14 protein-coding genes are annotated in these 18,710 nt (G+C 67.6%); 8 read left to right on the forward strand and 6 right to left on the reverse strand.

The window, feature by feature from the left end; genetic code table 11:
- Nucleotides 1-219: 219 nt before the first annotated feature.
- From ACWGPE_RS02355 to ACWGPE_RS02365, 3 genes are all read right to left on the reverse strand, one after another.
- On the reverse strand, nt 220-1,878 hold the full coding sequence (locus ACWGPE_RS02355; RefSeq protein ID WP_452048033.1) for an FAD-dependent oxidoreductase: 1,659 nt from the start codon (nt 1,876-1,878) through the stop codon (nt 220-222).
- A gap of 88 nt (nt 1,879-1,966) precedes the next feature.
- Nucleotides 1,967-2,257: a metal-sensitive transcriptional regulator gene (locus ACWGPE_RS02360; protein WP_452048034.1), complete on the reverse strand. Its 291-nt coding sequence runs from the start codon at nt 2,255-2,257 to the stop codon at nt 1,967-1,969.
- 106 nt (nt 2,258-2,363) lie between these two features.
- Complete coding sequence (locus ACWGPE_RS02365; RefSeq protein WP_452048035.1) at nt 2,364-2,723, reverse strand: rhodanese-like domain-containing protein; 360 nt, start codon at nt 2,721-2,723, stop codon at nt 2,364-2,366.
- Nucleotides 2,724-2,767: 44 nt separating this feature from the next.
- Between ACWGPE_RS02365 and trxA the strand changes: the two genes are divergently transcribed.
- The 3 genes from trxA to ACWGPE_RS02380 all read left to right on the forward strand — a co-directional run bounded on the left by trxA (nt 2,768) and on the right by ACWGPE_RS02380 (nt 4,863).
- Complete coding sequence (trxA, locus tag ACWGPE_RS02370) at nt 2,768-3,136, forward strand: thioredoxin (RefSeq protein ID WP_231429893.1); 369 nt, start codon at nt 2,768-2,770, stop codon at nt 3,134-3,136.
- A complete protein-coding gene (locus tag ACWGPE_RS02375; RefSeq protein ID WP_255679849.1) occupies nt 3,133-3,408 on the forward strand; it encodes a YgaP family membrane protein in 276 nt (91 codons plus the stop codon). The genes trxA and ACWGPE_RS02375 overlap by 4 nt, the downstream gene beginning before the upstream one ends.
- A gap of 105 nt (nt 3,409-3,513) precedes the next feature.
- A complete protein-coding gene (locus ACWGPE_RS02380; RefSeq protein WP_231429895.1) occupies nt 3,514-4,863 on the forward strand; it encodes a hypothetical protein in 1,350 nt (449 codons plus the stop codon).
- 179 nt (nt 4,864-5,042) lie between these two features.
- On the opposite strand, the gene ACWGPE_RS02385 is transcribed toward ACWGPE_RS02380, so the two are convergent.
- Nucleotides 5,043-5,756: a hypothetical protein gene (locus ACWGPE_RS02385; RefSeq protein ID WP_452048036.1), complete on the reverse strand. Its 714-nt coding sequence runs from the start codon at nt 5,754-5,756 to the stop codon at nt 5,043-5,045.
- A 573-nt stretch (nt 5,757-6,329) separates the two neighbouring features.
- On the opposite strand from ACWGPE_RS02385, the gene ACWGPE_RS02390 reads away from it, so the two are divergent.
- The 4 genes from ACWGPE_RS02390 (at nt 6,330) to ACWGPE_RS02405 (ending at nt 10,150) form a co-directional block, all read left to right on the forward strand.
- A complete protein-coding gene (locus ACWGPE_RS02390) occupies nt 6,330-7,271 on the forward strand; it encodes a DMT family transporter (protein ID WP_452048037.1) in 942 nt (313 codons plus the stop codon).
- 63 nt (nt 7,272-7,334) lie between these two features.
- Complete coding sequence (locus ACWGPE_RS02395) at nt 7,335-7,727, forward strand: hypothetical protein (protein ID WP_376930542.1); 393 nt, start codon at nt 7,335-7,337, stop codon at nt 7,725-7,727.
- Between the two features lie 556 nt (nt 7,728-8,283).
- Nucleotides 8,284-9,591 carry an FAD-binding oxidoreductase gene (locus ACWGPE_RS02400; protein WP_452048038.1) on the forward strand — a complete coding sequence of 436 codons (1,308 nt, stop codon included), beginning with the start codon at nt 8,284-8,286 and terminating at the stop codon, nt 9,589-9,591.
- 184 nt (nt 9,592-9,775) lie between these two features.
- Complete coding sequence (locus tag ACWGPE_RS02405; protein WP_452048039.1) at nt 9,776-10,150, forward strand: PH domain-containing protein; 375 nt, start codon at nt 9,776-9,778, stop codon at nt 10,148-10,150.
- A 76-nt stretch (nt 10,151-10,226) separates the two neighbouring features.
- Here ACWGPE_RS02405 and ACWGPE_RS02410 read toward each other — a convergent pair whose 3' ends face one another.
- Nucleotides 10,227-11,285, reverse strand: a complete 1,059-nt coding sequence (locus ACWGPE_RS02410; RefSeq protein ID WP_452048040.1) for an Ltp family lipoprotein — start codon at nt 11,283-11,285, stop codon at nt 10,227-10,229.
- A gap of 225 nt (nt 11,286-11,510) precedes the next feature.
- On the opposite strand from ACWGPE_RS02410, the gene ACWGPE_RS02415 reads away from it, so the two are divergent.
- Nucleotides 11,511-12,035: a hypothetical protein gene (locus ACWGPE_RS02415; protein WP_452048041.1), complete on the forward strand. Its 525-nt coding sequence runs from the start codon at nt 11,511-11,513 to the stop codon at nt 12,033-12,035.
- Nucleotides 12,036-12,133: 98 nt separating this feature from the next.
- Here the strand turns inward: ACWGPE_RS02415 and ACWGPE_RS02420 are convergent, their stop codons facing one another.
- Nucleotides 12,134-18,619 (reverse strand): DUF4011 domain-containing protein, encoded by a 6,486-nt coding sequence (locus ACWGPE_RS02420; protein WP_452048042.1) that lies wholly within the window; start codon nt 18,617-18,619, stop codon nt 12,134-12,136.
- Nucleotides 18,620-18,710 lie beyond the last annotated feature (91 nt).

The following is an 18,710-nucleotide window of genomic DNA, read 5'->3' on the forward strand; positions in this document are numbered from 1 at the left end:
GGGTTCTCGGGTCGGGTGAACGGACGGGTCTCAGCGACGGTGATCGCCGTCGCACCATTGCTCGACAGGCACGTGGGCCTTCACCTCGGCGACGTGCTGGCCGCAGCCGGCCCAGGTCGTCTTGCCGCAGGTGTCACAGGTCACAGGGCTGCACATGGGTGGTTCTCCTCAGGGGTGGTTGTCGGTGATCGGTGGAACGGCGGAGTTCGGGTCCGCCGGTCAGGCGGCGGCCTCCAGTACACGACCGGGCGCGTCATTGCCCGCCTTCCAGGTGAGGTAGCCGCCGTCGAGGTTGACGGCGTCGCGGCCGTGCTGGGCGAGCAGGCGCACGGCGGTGTGGCCGCGCTGGCCCACCTTGCAATGCACGATGAGCCGGCCGCCGGGAAGCTCGTCGAGGCGGTCGCGCAACTCGTCGAGCGGGATGCGCACCGAGCCGGGGATGGCGCCGTCGGCGACCTCGCCCGGGGTGCGGATGTCGAGCACGATCGCCCCGGCGGCCACGGCCGCATCGACCTCGTGCCACTGGATCGACGGAGTGAGCCCATCGGCCGCGTTCAGGGCGACGTAGCCGAGCAGGTTCACCGGGTCCTTCGCCGACGAGTACTGGGGCGCGTAGGCGAGCTCGAGGTCGGCGAGGTCGGCGGCGGTCAGTCCGGCGGTCATGGCGGTCGCGATGACGTCGATGCGCTTGTCGACGCCATCGCCGCCGACGCCCTGGGCGCCGAGGATGGCATCAGTCTCCGCGTCGACGATCAGCTTCAGCGACATCGGCTCGGCGCCGGGGTAGTAGCCGGTGTGCGACGCCGGGTGCGTGTGGATGACCCGGAGGTCCCGCCCGCGCGCCCGCAGGAGCTTCTCGTTCCACCCGGTCGTGGCCACGGTGAGGCCCATGACCCCGACCACGGCCGTGCCGAGCGCGTCGCGAACGCGGACCTCACGGCCCGTGATGGCGTCGGCCGCGAGTCGCCCGTGGCGGTTCGCGAGGCCGGCGAGGGCGACGATCCGGGGCTCGCCGGTGATCGCGTCGGTCTTCTCGACGGCGTCGCCGATGGCCCAGATGTTCGGGTCGCTCGTCTGCAGGCGCTCGTCGACGCGGATGCCGCCTCGAGCGCCGAGCTCCAGGCCGGCCGCCACGGCGAGCGAGGTCTCCGGCCGCACCCCGACCGAGCCGAGCACGAACTCGGCCGGGATCACGGAACCGTCGTCGAGGACGGCGGTGTCGGAGCCGAGTGCGACCACCTTCGTGCCGAGGCGCACATCGACGCCCGTGTCGATGAGGTGCTGGGCGACGGGAGCCGCCATCTCCGGGTCGATCGGCGGCAGCACCTGGTCGGCGAGTTCGACGAGGGTGACGTCGAGTCCGCGGTGCATGAGGTTCTCGACCATCTCGAGGCCGATGAAACCGGCACCGATGACGAGTGCGGTGCGGGGCTTCACCTCGAGCGCGCTCATTGCGGCGTCGACGTCGTCGATGTTCCACAGGGTGAGCATGCGCTCACCGCCGTCCATCGGCGGCCGAACCGGTGTCGATCCGGGCGAGAGTACGAGCGCGTCATAGCGGAGCACCTGCTCCTGCCCGCTCGTGAGGTCGCGTGCCGTCACGGTTCGTGCCGCGCGGTCGATCGCGACCGCTTCGGTCCTGACACGCACGTCGAGCCTGAACCGGTCGGCGAGCGAACGGGGCGTCTGGAGCAGGAGACTCGAGCGCTCCTCGATGACTCCACCCAGGTAGTACGGAAGGCCGCAGTTGGCGAACGAGACGTGGCCGCCGCGCTCGAGGACGATGATCTGCGCGTGCTCATCCAGCCTGCGCAGCCGGGTCGCGGCGGACATTCCGCCGGCGACGCCGCCGATGATGACGTACTGCTTGGAGATCATGCTGCCACCGTAACAATACCCCGGGGGTATTGTCAAAATACACCGGGGGTATTGCATGCGACCGATGGCGACGGGGTGACGGGTGGCGTCAGGCGAGGGAGAGGAACAGCTTCTCCAGCTCGTCGAGCGTGAGTGGCTGATCGGACGCGTCGCCGGAGGGGTCGGTCGATTCCTGCTCGGTGACGCAGTCCTTCATCGCGCTGGAGATGATGGCGAAGCCCGCGCGATCGAGCGCAGACGAGACGGCCGAGAGCTGAGTCACGACCGTTCGGCAGTCCGCGCCCGATTCCACGGCTTCGATCACGGCATTCAGTTGGCCGCGAGCGCGCTTCAGGCGGTTCGCGATACGGCGCTGGGGGTCGAGCGATGCGTTGGTCATGATGTGCCTCCGGTGTCTCGGTCCGACGTGTGATCCCGTGGGGTCGGACCCAGCCCTGCGGGGGTGGTGGATGGCCCCGTCGCCGACGGGGCCGCTCGATCTGTGCTCATGGGACGACCGGGAGGCCGGTGGCGGAGGCAGCCTGCTGCATCGATCCGGCGTCGGTGACGACGAGGCCCGTGTCTTCGAGGAGTTGTGCCGCCTGGCTCGAGCGATTGCCCGACTGGCAGTAGACGACGTAGTCGGAGTCGTCGTCGAGTTCGGGGAGCCGGTCGGCGAGCTGGCCGGACGTCAGGTCGAGATTGACGGCGCCTTCCAGGTGTCCGGCGGCGTACTCGTCGGCGGTGCGTACGTCGATGACGACCGTCTCGGCCGTCAGTTCGATGGGGTCGGCCGTGGCGCATCCCGTGAGGGCGAGGGCGGCCGCGCCGGTGGCGGCGAGAAGGGCGGTTCGCAGTCCGTGCATGTCCTCAACAATACCCCATGGGTATTTTCTGGTATCCTCGAGTCATGGCTTCCGTGAACATCACCCACGACACCATCGAGTCCACCGTGCGCAACAACGATCTCGTGCTGCTCGACTTCTGGGCCGAGTGGTGCGGCCCCTGCCGTGTGTTCGGCCCCATCTTCGAGCGCGCCTCCGAGCAGCATCCCGACGTCGTCTTCGGCAAGGTCGACACCGAGGCCGAACAGGCGCTGGCAGCCGGGTTCCGCATCACCTCGATCCCCACGCTCATGGTGTTCCGGCAGGGCATCATCGTCTTCGCCCAGCCCGGCGCGCTGAACGCGGCGCAACTCGAGCAGGTCGTCGAGGGGGCGAAGGCGCTCGACATGGACGACGTGCGCCGTCAGCTCGCGCAGCAGTCCGACGTGGCATGACCCTCCCGTCTCGACGGGTCGGGTCGCGGGCCTGCACCGTCAACCGCGGTGAGCGTGTCGTGCGGGGCGTCATCGCCCTCGTACTCGCGGCGTTCGCGGTGAGCAGTCTCGACACCCTGTGGTGCGCGATCCCAGCTGCCGCGTGCGCGGGATTCCTCATGGTCGGAGCGATCACCGGCTGGTGCCCCACCGATCTGCTCGCGCGCACCTCCGGCGGAGTCGAACCCAACGACCTCGGCTACCCCGAAGCCCCTCAGCAGCTCATGCCGTGATGGTTCGGGCGCTGGCGAACCCCGCCATCCGACCGACTCGAGCCCCGAGGCATCCGTCTGCGAAGCCCACAGTCGCCTTCAAGCACCGCCCGTAGGATCGAGGGCATGGCCGGATTCTGGGGCAAGCGAAAGCGCGACGAGCAGGAGCTCCAAGCTCAAGACGCCGACTTGGCGAAGCGCGCCGGCAGCGCCCTCGTCGAAGCCGACGAGCGCGTGCGCGTCACCGCCGACGAGCTCGCCTTCGCCGAGGCCGAGCTCGGGCACGAGGCGACCGCCGAGCTGAGCCAGGCGCTCGCCGCGGTGCGCGAGCACCTGGGCGAGGCGTTCCGGCTGAATCAGCTGAACTACGACGAGATCCCCGACACCGTCGAAGAGCTGCGCATGCGCAACGCCCGCATCGTGCAGCTGTGCGACTGGGCCGAAGACGTGCTCGACGAGCGCACCGCCGCCCTCGCCGACAAGATCGCACGGGCGCGTCGGGCTCCCGAGATCATCGCCGGGGTGCGAGCGGATGCCTCGCGGCTGCGCTCGCGCATTCCGCACACCCGCGACACCATCGAGCGGCTCGCCGCGCGCTACTCGCACGAGGCACTCGCCCAGGTCGAGGTCAACCCCGCCGAGGCCGAACAGCTGCTCGGGTTCGCCGAGCACAGCGCCGGCGTCGCCGAGCGCCGGCGCGAAGCCGGGCAGCGCGAACAGGCGAACCTCGCGCTCGAGGCGTCGACCGAGTCGGTGCGCCGCGCGGCGGCGCTGCTCGACGCGGTCGAGACGTTCGAGGTCGAGGCGCTGCGCGCCGAGGCCACGCTCGCGGCTATCGTCGAAGACTCGCGCGCCGACCTCGTCGTCGCCCTGAAAGAGCCGGCGACGCCCGGCGTCACGTCGGCGATCGCGACACTGCAGGCGGCACTCGCCGCGATGCCCGCGGCCGGCGTCAACACCGACCCGTTCACCCAGCTGAGTCGCCTGCGCGAGGCCAACGCCGGCTTGGACGCCGCGATCGCCGCCGCCCGCGAGCGTGCGTCGCGCCCGATTCCGCCGCTCGAGCACGTGCACCACGCCATCGACGACGCCGACCGGCAGCTCGCGATCGCGCGCGACGTCATCGCCGGCCACCGCGGCTGGATCGGCGCCGACGCCCGCACCCGACTGGCCGAGTCCGAGCGCATCCGCCTCGACCTCGATCACTTCCTCGGCGCGCCCGCCGCAGCCGTCACCGTCATCGACGAGGATCACCGCGAGCAGGCGATGCTCATGGCCCGCCGCGTCGCCCAACTCGCCGCCGCTGCACTGCAGCTCGCCCAGCGCGACATCGACGCCTCGCGCCCGCAGGGCGGCCCCGGCCAGTGGGGCGACCCGGGCTGGGGCGGCGGACGGCGCGGCGGAGGCTCCGACCTCATGGGCGGCATCCTCGGCGGCCTCGTCATCGGCAGCGTGCTCGATGGGATCTTCGACTGACCCGATCGTCGGTCGAGTAGCGACGAAGGAGCGTATCGAGACCACGCGCCGTTCGGCGATGCCGAGGAACCACACCAGAACAGAGGCGTGAGCCCGTACCGTGCGCGACGCGCAGGCTATCACCGGCAAGCAGGTCGAGAACTGCTCGCTGCCGTACAGCTCGATCAACATGTGCGACGCTACTGCAGGTTGGTTTGGATCACTCCGCTGGTTGACACGTAGGTCGCAATCGCGCCGCTCGGCCCGATCAGGGTGAGCGAGTACTTCAGCCGATCGGATGACGTCGAATAGATCACTTGAGTACCGGCCGGCATCGACGCGAGGATGACTCCGTCAGGAGACATCACGGCCGAGGCGTCCGTCGTCACCAGGAGGGACGCAGGCCAGGTCCCGTCGGATGAGGCCGTCTCCTGAAGTACGTACGCGGCTGTGCCGAGCGACTGGCTCAGCGCAAGCCGCTCCGCCTCGAGACTGCTGACTCGTTCTTCTCGCGGAGGAGGCGGTAGTTCCGAGGTGCCTGCAACCGAGCCGGGTGGGTCGTCCTCCAGGTTGGCGTACTCAGGTGCGGCCTCCTCCACAGAAGGGGCCGTGCCACCCGTCCATTGCGCCATGGCGGGCAGCGCGCTCCCTGAAGGTCCGATCGAGATCGCAACGAGCGCGTAGCCCATCACGGCAATCGTGGCGATCCCGACGGCAATACCGAAGCGGGCAAGGAACTTCGGTCCTCGACCCACCTGACGAATACGCGCGATTGCCATTCCGCCAGCCCACACCGCGACGGCACCGAACCCCGCGATCCAAACGGTTCGTGCGAGGTCGTCGACCAGTGGTGCGTTCAGCGCCACGATGAACGCGACGACGCCAACGACGAAACTCAGCGCGGCGAATATCACGGCCCAGTCATACCCATCGAGGTGTCCACCACCGCGAATCGGGCGATTATCTGAGCCGCGAGCTCGCCCGCTCGCAACATCGTCATCAGGTGGCAACCAATCGCGCGGTCCGGGCGGCGAGAGCGGCATGAGCAGGGCTGCCTTCGGGTCGGGGTACGGGTCAGTCGATGCTCGCAGGGTTGCGTTGCCGCTCGGGAGTCCCCGAACGCGGGGTACGGGCTTGGCGGTCAGCGCACCATCGACGACACCGCCGATGTCCACGCCGCGAGCGCGCCGACCGGGAGCGCAGCGAGGATCGTGAGCAGGCCGGCGATCGCCCACGCACGACGTCGGCTGTGCTGGCGCGCTCGAAACCTGAATATGTGGGGCTGAGTACCGGCCACGGCGTTCGCCTCCTCACACTCTCTGATCGTGGCCACCTGGGCGAGTGGCTTGAGCTGACCGTATTGCTCGCAAGGGTCTCGCCGTGAGCCCCCGTTCGCGTGTGAATTGGTCACGACGTTGGCGCGATCTCGCGCCACTTCGGCGGTCGAGTGCGGACGTGACGTCGGAGGTGCGCGGCAGAATACTCAAGTGACTCGCCGTGGACTGCTCCTCTTCATCGCGCTCGGAGTCGCGTGGGGCATCCCATATCTCTTCATCAAGGTCGCCGTGTCGGAGCTCGACCCGGGCATGGTGGTGCTCGCCCGCTCGGGGCTCGCGGCGATCCTGCTGCTGCCGCTCGCGCTGTTCCGGCATGAGGTCGGGCCGGTGCTGCGCCGGTGGAAGCCGATGCTCGCGTACACGCTCGTCGAGATCGTGCTGCCGTGGTACTTCCTGAGCTCGGCCGAGCAGACGCTGCCGAGCTCGACCGCCGGGCTGCTGCTCGCCGCGGTGCCGCTCGCGGGCGTCGCCATCGCCTTCCTCATGGGGCGGCCGGCGCGCCTCTCGGGCACGAACTGGATCGGCATCGCGCTCGGCATGCTCGGCGTCGCCGCGCTCGTCGGCCTGGATGTCGCGGGCTCCGACCTGTTCGCCGTCGCTCAGATGGCCGTGGTCGTCGTCGGCTATGCGCTCGGCCCGGCGATCCTCGCGCGCTGGATGCCCGACCTGCCCGGCATCGGCATCGTGGCCGTCTCGCTCGCGGGCGCCGCCATCGCATACGTGCCGTTCGTGCTGCTCACGGGCGGCGTGCCGACGGCCTGGCCGTCGCCGCCCGTCATCGTCTCGGTGATCGTGCTCGCCGTGGTCTGCAGCGCGCTCGCCTTCCTGCTCATGGTCGGCCTCATCGCCGAGATCGGCCCGGTCAAGGCGACGACCATCACGTACGTGAACCCGGCCGTCGCGATCATCGCCGGCGTCGTCGTGCTGGGGGAGCGGGTGACGGTGTGGACGATCGTGGGGTTCGTGCTCGTGCTGCTCGGGTCGTACTTGGTGACGCGGCATCGAGCGGCCTCAGTCGAGCCGACAACTGACGCCGTAGGGGCAACCGCGGAGGAACCGGTATCCGGTCAGGGCGGCCAGTCCAGGTCCTGATCTCGGCTAGGGATCGCATGTGGATATCTCACCCTCTGCGACCTGGTCACCTAGGCTCGGACCGTGGCGCGAGGTGAGGAACAGTGGCTGGCACGTAGTGTCGCCGACCGCAAGGTCCTCCTCACCGCCATGGAGGAAGGCTTCGTCGCCGAGCTGCTGTACGAGTTCTTCGTGATCACCGAGGCTGGCCGCCAGCAGGCTTTTCCCGCCCTCGACCTACTGACGGCTCGCGCTGCTCTTCGGCGGATGATCGAACTCGGTCTTGTGGGTACCTACCTGCTCAATTCCGACAACGAGTACCTGGGAATTGCTGCGGTGGCGTCAGTTGAGCGGGATGCGGTCTGGACTACACCCGGAAGTGAAGGGCTCTGTCTCTACTTGACAGCGACGGGCGAGGACGCAGTCGGCATCCGTGAGGTACCAACGAATGCCGACTCATCGGATCAACCGTCCTAGTCGCCGGTCTCCCGCGTCACCCAGCATCGCCCACTTCAACGGCCGACGTCTCTTGATCGATTCGAGAGCGCTTCGGCCCTGATCGCACGTGGGCCGGCGTTCATACTCGTGTTCAGTGGGTTCGCCTTCATGGAGCAGATTGAGCGGGTTGAGGAGCGACGAAGGAGCGTCTCGAAACCCACCGTCCGAGCGGGGACACGAGAGAGAGTAGGACGGATTTCCCGCCCTACCCTCATGTCGGTGAAATGGATCATCCTCGGGTCAGTTGCTCGAGGAGTACCAATTCCTGATCATCAACGCCACCACCAGTGCCCCATCGACGCCACCTCCTCGTGCTGTCAATCTTCACGATCACTGGGCGAAAGTCGCCCGCTGTCCGCTATCCAACCGATGCCGCAAACCGAGCGCTAGCCCCAGATCGGCCCCTCCGTCGAAGATGATTCGGCTCCCGTGACGTGGAGCCGCGCCATGGTGGCGATGCTTCAACGGAGGGCGCCTCTTGACGCCGGCGCCCGTCCGCGGCATCCTCGGGCGCGGAGCGAACGGGGGAGATCGCATGAAGACGCTCGAACCAGGTGACGACGGCTACGACGACGCGCGGCGCGTATGGAACGCGATGATCGACCGCAGACCCCGGTACATCGTCGCCTGCTCGAGCGCCGAGGACGTCGCCGAGGCGATCCGCTTCGCGCGCGCGAACGACCTCGAGATCGGCGTGCGCTGCGGCGGGCACAGCATCGTCGGGCACGCCGTGCCCGACGGCGGGCTGATGATCGACCTGCGGCCGATGGGGTCGGTCGAGGTGGATGCCGCGGCGCGACGAGCCCGCGTGCAAGGTGGCGCGCTGCTCGGTGCACTCGACCGTGCGGCCCAGGCGCACAGCCTCGCGACGACGGCGGGCAACGTCTCGCACACCGGCATCGGCGGGCTCGCGCTCGGCGGCGGCATGGGCTGGCTCGCCCGACAACACGGACTCACGTGCGACAACGTCGTCTCGTTCGAGGTCGTGACCGCCGAGGGCGAGATCCTGCGCGTCGACCGAGACCACCACCCCGAGCTGTTCTGGGCGCTGCGCGGTGGCGGCGGCAACTTCGGCGTCGTGACCGAGTTCGAGCTGGTGCTGCACCCCGAGCCCGGAAACGTGCTCTCGGTCGAGTACCTCTACCCCGCGGCATCCGGCACCGCGGCCATGCGTCGCTGGCGCGACGAGAGCACCCGGGCCGACCGCCGCGCGACCTACAACGCGACCATCTCCGACGGCACGCTCTCGCTCGGCTTCGTCTGGGTCGGTGACCCGGTCGACGGCGAGGCCGCGGCAGCCGCCCTCGCGACGAGTCTCGCCGAGGTCGACGCCGGCTTCGAGCGGGTGATCGTGCCGATGACGTACCTCGAGCTGCAGACCCGCGAAGACGACGTCGAGGCGCACGAGTGGCGCCGCTACTGGAAGGGCCACTACTTCAGCGAGCTGAGCGACGACGTTATCGATGCGGTGCTCACGCGTGATGGCGATGACCTGCCGAACGTGAGCCTGCAGGCTTATGGGGGAGCGATCGCCGCGGTTTCACCGGGTGAAACTGCGTTCTCGCGGCGGGATACGGCGTTCGAGTTCGTGTGTGCGTCGAAGTGGGTCGACCCGGCTGACGACGAGGCGCGCGTCAGGGGCACACGTCGGTACGCCGCGACGATGGAGCCGTTCGCGAGCGGTGCGTATGTCAACGCGCTCTCGGATGAAGGATCAGCGGGCGTGCGCCGCGCGTATGCGCCCGAGCACCTCGCACGGCTGACGGCAGCGAAGGATCGCTACGACCCAGCGAACGCGTTCCACCTGAATCAGAACATTGCGCCGTCGACCTCAGCGGGTTGAGGAGGAGCGGAGCGACGTCTCGAAACCCCCAGCCGACCCCTCACGATCGACCCTCACCCCAGAACTGGGGCACCTGAACGCTCAGCCGTCAGTCGGGCGCCTTCGAACGGCTGTCCGCCGCTAGGCTCCGAACCGTGCGCCTCGATCGGCGCCTGATGATGACCCGACGACAGAGAGGCCGCTCATGGCAGAGACCGCACCCATCCTCGCGTGGACGCTGCAGAACGAGATCCCGATTCCCGCAGACGTGAACGCGCTGCTCGTCGAGGGCGAGCAGGCGGTCGCCGCGTTCAAGACGTTCCGCGACTCGGCGACGTTCACCACGAAGCGGCTCATCGTGCGCGACGCGCAGGGCATCACCGGCAAGAAGGTCGAGATCTACTCGCTGCCGTACAGCGCGATCAACATGTGGTCGACCGAGAATGCCGGCGGCCTGCTCGACCGCGACGCCGAGGTCGAACTCTGGACCCGCGCCGGCCACATCAAGGTCAAGCTCACGAAGGGCGCCGACATCCGTCGCATCGACAGCCTGCTCGCGTGGGCGGTGCTGCAGCACTGAGCCGCGGGCCACAATTTCGCGCCGACCCGGCTGCGAGCGCGTTTGCCCGCAGCCGGGTCGATGTTTCGGCGGGACTTCAGTACCCGTTGGCGCTCGCGCCGTGCTCGGCCTGCTCCTGCGTGAAGCCCTCGTAGACGAGCTGCTCGATGAGCCCCTCGCGCGAGAACGACATGGTGTCGAGGTACGACCTGGCCTTCGCCGCGGCCTGCGCGTTCCAGTCGGGGGCGATGTGGTCGACGGCGAACGTGGCGTCGGCGTTCGAGAAGCCCTCGTACTCGAGCTGCTCGATGAGTCCCGTGCGCGAGAACGCCATGAATGAGAGGTAGTCCTCGGCCTTGCCGACGGCCTGCTGCTGGCCCATGGTCATCGCCGGCGGCTGCTCGACGGTGAGCGTGATCGTGGTGCCCGCCTCGACCTGGGCGTCGGCCGGGCTGATCGAGAGCACCTTCGCAGTGGCGTCGCCGTCGTACACGACTGTGAGGCCGACGGCCATCAGCGCCGCCTCTGCGTCGGTGGCGGTCATGCCGACGATCCCGCCCGGAACGGCGACCAGCACGGGTCCGGGTGCCGGCTCGGCCTCCTCCGGTTCAGCGTCGGCCGCGGCATCCTCGGATGTCTCGGCGACAGCCGCGGGCTTGTCGGCGCTGCTCGATGCGACGCGCGCCGCGCCGACCCCGCCGGTAATGATGTTGATGATCAGGCCGAGGGCGACGACCGCGCCGGTGACGATCCAGGCGATCTTCTTGTGCTGCTGGTAGCCCTGCAGGCGGAATCCCTGCTGGTCGCGCTGCGCACCGGCCAGCACCAGGATCAGGTCGACGAGCCACCAGATGCCGAGGCCGCCGAGGGTGAAGAGCTTCGCGAGGCCGGTGCCGATCTTGCCGAGGTAGAAGCGGTCGATGCCCCAGAACCCGACGAGCCATGAGAGCAGCCACGTCGCGATGAACGACTTCTGGCCCTCGGGGGCGTCGGCGGGTGCGCCGGGTGCAGGCGCCGCGCCGTAGGGCTGCGGCGGCGCGGGCGGGGCGGGCGCCGCGGGCTGCGCGGGCAGCGGAGGCGCCGGCGGAGCACTCGGCGGCTGCGCGGGCTCGCCCTTCGGCGGGTTCGGGAGCGGAGGGATGGTGGGTTCAGACATGAGCCGGCCTCTCAATGAAATGGATGCTGTGTTGTCACCCGGCGGGTGACGATCCGAAGCTAGTGACGGGGTGCGACAAACGAAGGCTTCAGAACGCCCGAACCGGATGCCTCGGGGTTCCCGCGGCCTGCGACATCCGCGCCGTTGCTGGGAAGAGCGCGGCTGTTGCCCCAGTACGGGGGTCAGGTGGTTCCGAAGACCGATTTGCGTCGTACAGTCGGACTCATGAGTGAGCACAACAGTGCGGGCTCAAGCAGTGCCCGCCCTTGGTACTTGCGGTGGTGGGTGATCCTCATCGGGATCGCTCTGGTCATCTGGGCGATCAACGGTCTTCTGAATCCTGGAGGATCGGCAGACCCCGAGCCTGCTGGCGATTCGAACTCAGTGGATCAACCGCCGCCGGTCGAGGAGTTCGTCGACCCACCATCCACTGACGCAGCCGTGGAGGTCGAGTCGCCTGCGCCACCACCAGCCGCGACGGAAGCTCCGACCGCCACATCGACCGGCCTCACGGCGACGTACGCGCAGGCGGCGTGCGACGCAGCCATCACGGACTACCTGTATCCCGATGCGTGGAATCCGGCGTGGGTGCTCGGCAAGCTCGCGGAGCAGATCGAGGACGACCGATGGTTCTTGAAGGTCGAAGGTGAGGTCGAATCCGCCGCGGGGGGCGAGCTCCAGGTGAATGCCGAGTGCTACGTGAGCGGCACGAACGAAGCGCCGGTCGTCGACATCGTCAACGTGTACTGACTTTGATCGCTCGACGGTGCCCCAGGACAGAGATGGAGCCGGTCGACTGTCGCACGACGAACTCTGCGCGAGTCAAGTGATTCGGCGCAGCGTCGGAGTCAGCGCCCGCGCAAACCATTGACGACATACCCGGCGGAATCTCGATCGAGACGTCGCGACTCAAGGCCGAACGCTAGCCCCGCTTCGAGGCGCTCGTTGATCGCCGTGGTGAGGCGCTTTCCGCCGAACATGGCAAGCGCTTCGCGCTTGACTTCGTCCTCGGTCATCCCACCCGACAGGTCGGCGGCAACGCGCATCGCGTTGGCGATCTCTACCAGCGAGATGTGTTCGACCTCGCGCGACGCCCCGGGCATGACCGCTTGAACACCGAGCCATGCGTCGGGATCGATCTGCTCCGGCCAGAGGAAGGTGCGTTCACCGTTCGCTCGATTGAGTTCCGATGGCACACAACGAAGGATCGCCGTTGCACGAGATTGAGCGACCTTCTGGAGCCCGAATCCGGATGCGACAAGCTTCGCCGCTCGAATTCGGTGGATCGGACCTTCAGTTCGGACGGCCGCGCGGATCGCCTCCTGTACTTCGGCAGTGGCCCGGCGGTTGCCCGGAAGCGCGTCGAGGACCGCGATGGGCCCGAGCCTGCCGGGCGCCCATTCCGAGAACTCCACGACGTCGGGGTGGCGGCGAGCAGTGGGAGCCGCCGACGACACTGGAGTCGCGAGCATACTCGGTGCCGCTCGGAACACATCCGCGACGGGATCGAGCGCAACAGGATCGGTGTGGTCGTCGAGGTCGGCAAGGTGAAGCGCACGAGCGTCAGTAGTCGCAACATGGAGCCCGGCCTCAGCCGCCTCCGCCGCCCGAGTCTTTGCCGCCTCGAGGAACTCCTTCGCGTCCTCGACTGCCTCACCCAGCCGCTTCATCGCGCCCTCGCGATCGTGCAACCATTCCGGCAGCCATACACGCTCGACGCTCGGCCAACGCATGAGTCCCTTCAGGACATCGACGGGGAGGCCGTCACGGTCGGCGACCGTCTGGCGCGCTCGCCAGTTCTCGCCGTCGAGGAGTACCGCGACGAGTGGTTGATCGGGATCATCGGCGTCGGCAATGCTGAGGTCGACACGGAACTCGGAAAGACCGACATCGGTGAGCACGACGTACCCTTCGGCCCGAAGCGCGGCAGCGATCTCGTCGCGGTGTCGGTCGATGCGCGGCATCCGACGCGCCTCGTCGGTGACTGCTTCGACTCCGCGAGCTGCGAGCTCGAGGTAAGCCTTGAGGTGCTTGATGCCGACAGAGCCGGTCTGCTCTGCACGTAGCTGGTCGGGGTCGAAGCTCGCAAACAGCACCACCTGGCGACGAGCGCGGGTGATCGCAACGTTGAGCCGCCGCTCTCCGCCGGCGCGGGACAATGGACCGAAGTTCAATGGGAGGACACCCCGGTCGTTCACGCTGAACGCGATCGAGAACAAGATCGTGTCGCGCTCATCTCCCTGTACGTTCTCGAGGTTCTTCACGAACAATCCATCGCGCGCATCCAACGCCGCGAGGATTCGCTCATCCCCGGTATCACGGAGCAGGTTGTCGACGAGGTCGCGCTGCTGAGCGTTGAACGTGATGATGCCGAGTGAGGGAATCGCGTCAGGGGATACTGCGAATCGACGGCGCACTTCATCGACGATCGCTTCAGCTTCGACGCGGTTCGTGCGCAGCGACTTTCCCTTTCCGGACCGTTCGAAGTGCCCGTTCACACGGGCGAACGCGATGCCGTGACCGTCGACGCCGTCGTCTGCTGCCGTGGGCATGGGAGCGGGGAACGAAGAAAGGCGGTTCTCGTAATAGTGGTGGTTGCTGAATGCGATGAGCGACTCCTCCTGGCTGCGGTAGTGCCACGAGAGCCACTTGCGAGGAACCTGCGCTTGAACGCTCTCGGAGAGGATCGACTCTTCGTCGACGACGGTCTCGGGCGTGTAATCGGTGTCATCATCGATCGACGCTCCGGCGTCGGCGAATGTGGTCGGCGGCATCTGCTTGCTGTCACCGACGACGACCACGGCCCGCCCGCGTCCCATTGCACCGACGGCATCGGCCACACGGATCTGCGACGCCTCGTCGAAAACGACGATGTCGAACAGGTCGGCTCGCGCGGGGAAGAAGCGGGCAACGGACTCGGGACTCATCAACGTGCACGGCATGAGCTCGACGATGAGATCGCCGTAGTTCTCGAGCATCGTGCGCACCGACATGCCGCCGCGTTGACGGTCGAGCTGACGGCGAAGCGCCCCCATCTTGCCGCCCGCGCTGGTCGAGATCCGTCGGTGTTGCAGCAGCTCGGCGGGAATCGCGCGAGGCAGTTCCGAGCGCACCGCATGCGTGGCCTGGGTAAAGCGGCCGATCGCGCGATTGTGCGCCTGCAGGTCGAACCCGACGAGCGCTGTGGCGTCCTGTCGTTCGAGCATCGAGGCGTCGGCGACGCCCTTGTCGAAGGCGATCGCGGCGTACTCTGCCGGGACTTCTCCGGTCACGAGCGATCTGCGTGCCGTCTCGAGGCCCGACGCCCGGAGCGGTTCGAGCGCGCGAATGAAGTCGAGCCACCGAGCCAGCCCGATTTGGCCGTTCTCGTTGATGCGACGCGCGGCACGGGTCATCCACCATCGAGTCACGAAGTGCGAGTCGCCCACCCACTCGACGGCAGCCGTGGAATCCGTCTGGGCGGCGGACTGCAGGTCGAGCCACGCCTTCTGGAATCGATCGAGCTCTCCGGCGGATGCGCCCGCCGGTGTGCTCGCGAAATAACCCCGTACGACCTGCACGAACGGGTCGGTGTGGTTGCCCAGCGTCGTGCAGAGCCATCCGATCCAGCCGAGCCGGGACAGGACCGCCTCCGTGTCGCCTCCGATGAGCGGATTGAACGATGCATCCGCAAGCGGGACCGGTACCTTGCTGAGGCGCTCTCGGAGAGCATCGAGCGACGTCGCCGTCGTGTCCATCTCGGCGGTGAGGAGCGAGAGCTCCTTCAACCGAATCGACTTCGCGTCGACCTCGAGCTCGTCGGTGAAGCGGGCGAGCACCGCACGTCGACGCTTCTTGCGGCCGAAGAATCCGGACGCGTCGGCGGCGATGGCGTCGCGGTGGATGCCGTGGACGTCGCGGGAGAGCACAGTCGGGCGCACCTGCGCGAGCCAGCCGGGCTTCGGGAAATTCGTCACCTCGTCGCGGAGGCTCGTCAGGTATGCAGTCCACGCCGGCTCGGCGAGGGTGTCGATCGTGGCGAGTGGATGACGAGGGGCGCGGCTGATCTGAGTCCACGTCGCAAGTTGGGCCGGAGAGGTCTGGATGGCGAGGTGTTCGAGTGGAATACCGCTCTCGACGACCGCGGCGAGGGCAGCATCGAAAGCGGCGGCGATCGCGTGCAGCTGGGAGCCTTCAACACGGGTCCCGACTCGTTCATCGACGAAACCCCATGGATGGTTCCGGCTCGGCCGCGCCAGATCCGCAGTGTCGGGGAGTTGGCGGAGCGCGGTTCGGAGGGACTCGAGCGTCTCCACGTCCGCGCCGGCGACCAGCGACGACGGGACCTCGAGCGTCGGCGCAGACGGGTCGAGGGCCAAACCGGTCGTCCGAGCGGAGTACAGCGAGAGGCCGGCTGCGTTCGGCTCGTGCAGGCGGTCGGCGTAACGAGCGAGCGAACGGCGGCTCGCCTGGGCTGCTTCGCCGTCGGCTCGCAGCTTCGCCGTGTCGGCCCGAACCGTGAGTTCCAGCGCACGCTTGATCTGTGCACGGACGGCTGCCGGGCGAGCGGACTTGTCGTGGAGGTCCAACGAGAGATCGCCGAGACCGACCGACTCGAGTCGGGTTTTCACGACGTCGAGGGCCGCGCGCTTCTCGGCGACGAAGAGCACGCGCTTCCCGTCTGCGAGCGAGCGAGCGAGGAGGTTCGTGATCGTCTGCGACTTACCGGTTCCGGGCGGGCCTTCCAACACAAACGTCCGTCCGGCCACGGCTTCTGCGACGGCGCCGAGCTGCGAGGCATCGGCCGGGACGGGCACTGCCTCGCCGAGATCGTCGAGATCGACTTCGGGCGGAACTGCAACCGGGTCTGAGAACGGGTCGAGCGGTGTCTGGATGAGGTGCGAGACGAGGGCGTTCTGTGCGAGCACCTCCCAGTTCTCGTCGAGGTCCTTCCAAAGGCGGAACTTCGCGAACTGGAGGATGGACAGGTCGACCGATTCCTCGACGCGGAACGGCAAGCCGGCTGTCTCGATGGCGGTGCGTGCTGCGTGGAATGCGGCAGGCAGATCGATGCCCGACTCATCTTCGAGCGGATTCGCGAGGCCGGGGATCTCCAGCCCGAACGACACGCGAAGCTTCTCGAGGAGGCAGTAGTTCGGGGTGGACGCGCCGGCCTCGTCGAGCGTCAGGCGGTACTCCTGCCCCCGATTCGCGGTCGTGAGGTTCACGGGCACGAGCACGAGGGGCGACCTCAGTTCGCGGTCGTTGAACTTCCAGTGGAGCATCCCGAACGCGAGGTAGAGATTGTTCGCGCCACTCTCTTCGACGACCGTCTTCGCCTTGTACGCGAGATAGCGGAGCTTGCTCGTATAACTCGCGCCGGTGATGTCGATGTATGCACGGCGCTTCGAGGCGAGGGTCTCCTCACGGTTCGATTCGGGGAGGTCTCTCGCCCAGCGGATGCCCCGCACCTTGTCGACGGTCGGAATATCGTCGGACGCATTGAGCGCGATCGCCTGGCCGGCGTTGATCGTGTCTTCGAGTCGAGCGACCGACGACGGCGGAACCTCGAGGCGGTAGCCGGCGCGGTCCGTGTAGTTGATGAGCTTGTTGCGCAAGCTGAGGTCGAGCAGTGCGTTCTTCCACAACTGCACGCGACGAGGGACGGCGGGTCCGGCTGCAGCCGTGCCAGTGCCACCGCTCGACGCGAAGAACGCCTCCGGGGCGGTCGGCTTGGGCGCTTCGTACGCCGTGATGACGACAGTGCCGTCGCTCGAGATGGCACGGCTCGGAAGTGGGAAGATCTTGTGCTCGCGCGCTTCGCGGACGTCGGTCACTCCGAGGAGTTCGTTCCACTCGGCATCGGGGCGGAGGAATCTCGCGCGGGGTGCGCGGTTGGCCTCCCCGAACGGCCGTGATTCAGCACCACCGGTGAGCATCGTGGTCTCGAGGAGCCCGATGTGGCCGAGATCGACGAGATTCGCGAGTTCCATCGGATCTGTCGTGGCGAGGGTCCCGAGCGATCGATCTGTGCGCCAGTAGCCGAGGAAGATGTGTCCGTTGGTGAGCCACAAGGTCGAGTTGATTCCGGCGAGCTCGAGTGCCGAGGCCATCGTGATCGTGGTATCGAGACAAGTGCCGAGTCGCTCGTCGAGCACCTCACCGGGAGTCCGCACTCGTTGACCACGTTGGCCCCACGTTGCGGGCGGCTCGGCGTAGCGGATGTCCCGTTGGCGAATCGCATCGTAGATCGCCGCCGCGATGGAGTCGACTCGCTCAGGGCTCTCGGACTGGTAGCCGTCGAGCGCAGACCGCCCGGTTGAGACGCCGAGATGGTCGCTGGCATCGACGAGCAGCGGAGTGAGTGCCGCCGCATTCGGCTGCACATGAGCCGCAAGAAGCTCGAGACCCAGCTGAAGCGGATCCGCGATCCACTGGTTGGCCGCGAGCACACGGACTTCCGTCGACGACTGGGCGAGCATGTCTCCGGCCGCGTTGCGCAGAGTGACACGGAGCACGCCGTGCTGCTCGACGTCGACCGCGAGCATGCGCTGCGGGTCCAGTTGCAGTCCGATATCGCGGATCGTCGTCGACTGCTCAGCCTCCAAGTCGACGAATTGCACCTTCGGGTCGCCGAGCGAGCCTGTGGCGCTGACGACGTCGATCTCGACTGACGCGCCGCGGTGGTCGTCGACCACATCGGCGATCGTGATCTCATCGAGGACCGGGATCTTGTTCATCGCCATCGGATAGCTGAGATGGGTGATCGCGTTCATCTCGATGCGGGCAGCGGGCTGCACGGATTCGGCGGCGAACGCGGCCGCGGTGGTCTGCACGGCGGTCTCGTCGGGCGTCTGTGCGCTGAATGCGACGATGGATGCGTCCGGCGTGGGCGGCTCAACTGCAGCGATGGGCGCCGCCGGCAGTAGAGGTGCTTTCAGCGCCGCGATCTCGGCCGCCTGATCGTCTGCAGCGATGAGTCGAAGCAGCAACTCCATCGAATCCAGGGCGCGATACGCCTGGGCGGTGGAGAAGTGCTGATTGTGCGCCCAGTCGTTGCGAACCTGTCGCAGTTCGCTCGCGTAGAGCTTGCCCTGTCGCGACAGCGAACGTTCGAACGGGTACCCGATCTCACCGAGATGCTCCGTCATAGCACGCAGCATCAACGAGAGGTCGCGTCGTGAGTAATCGGCGACTCTGCGACCCGCACGGCGATCCTTGTGCTGAAGGATCGACGTCCAATCGCTGACGCCGGGCGCAGCGTCTGCGAGCACGCGATCAACGAACGGGCGCAAGCCTTCGATCAGTACGCCGAGCGCATCTCCGATGTCGGAGTGGTGGTTGGTGTCGTGCACGGGTCGCCTCCTGCTGAACAGTTCGATGCCGAGTCGATCGACGATAGGGGAGACCGACGACATCGCAGAGAGTAAGGCGAGGCTATCGAAC

It is taken from the genome of Agromyces sp. NPDC055658 (assembly GCF_053618155.1).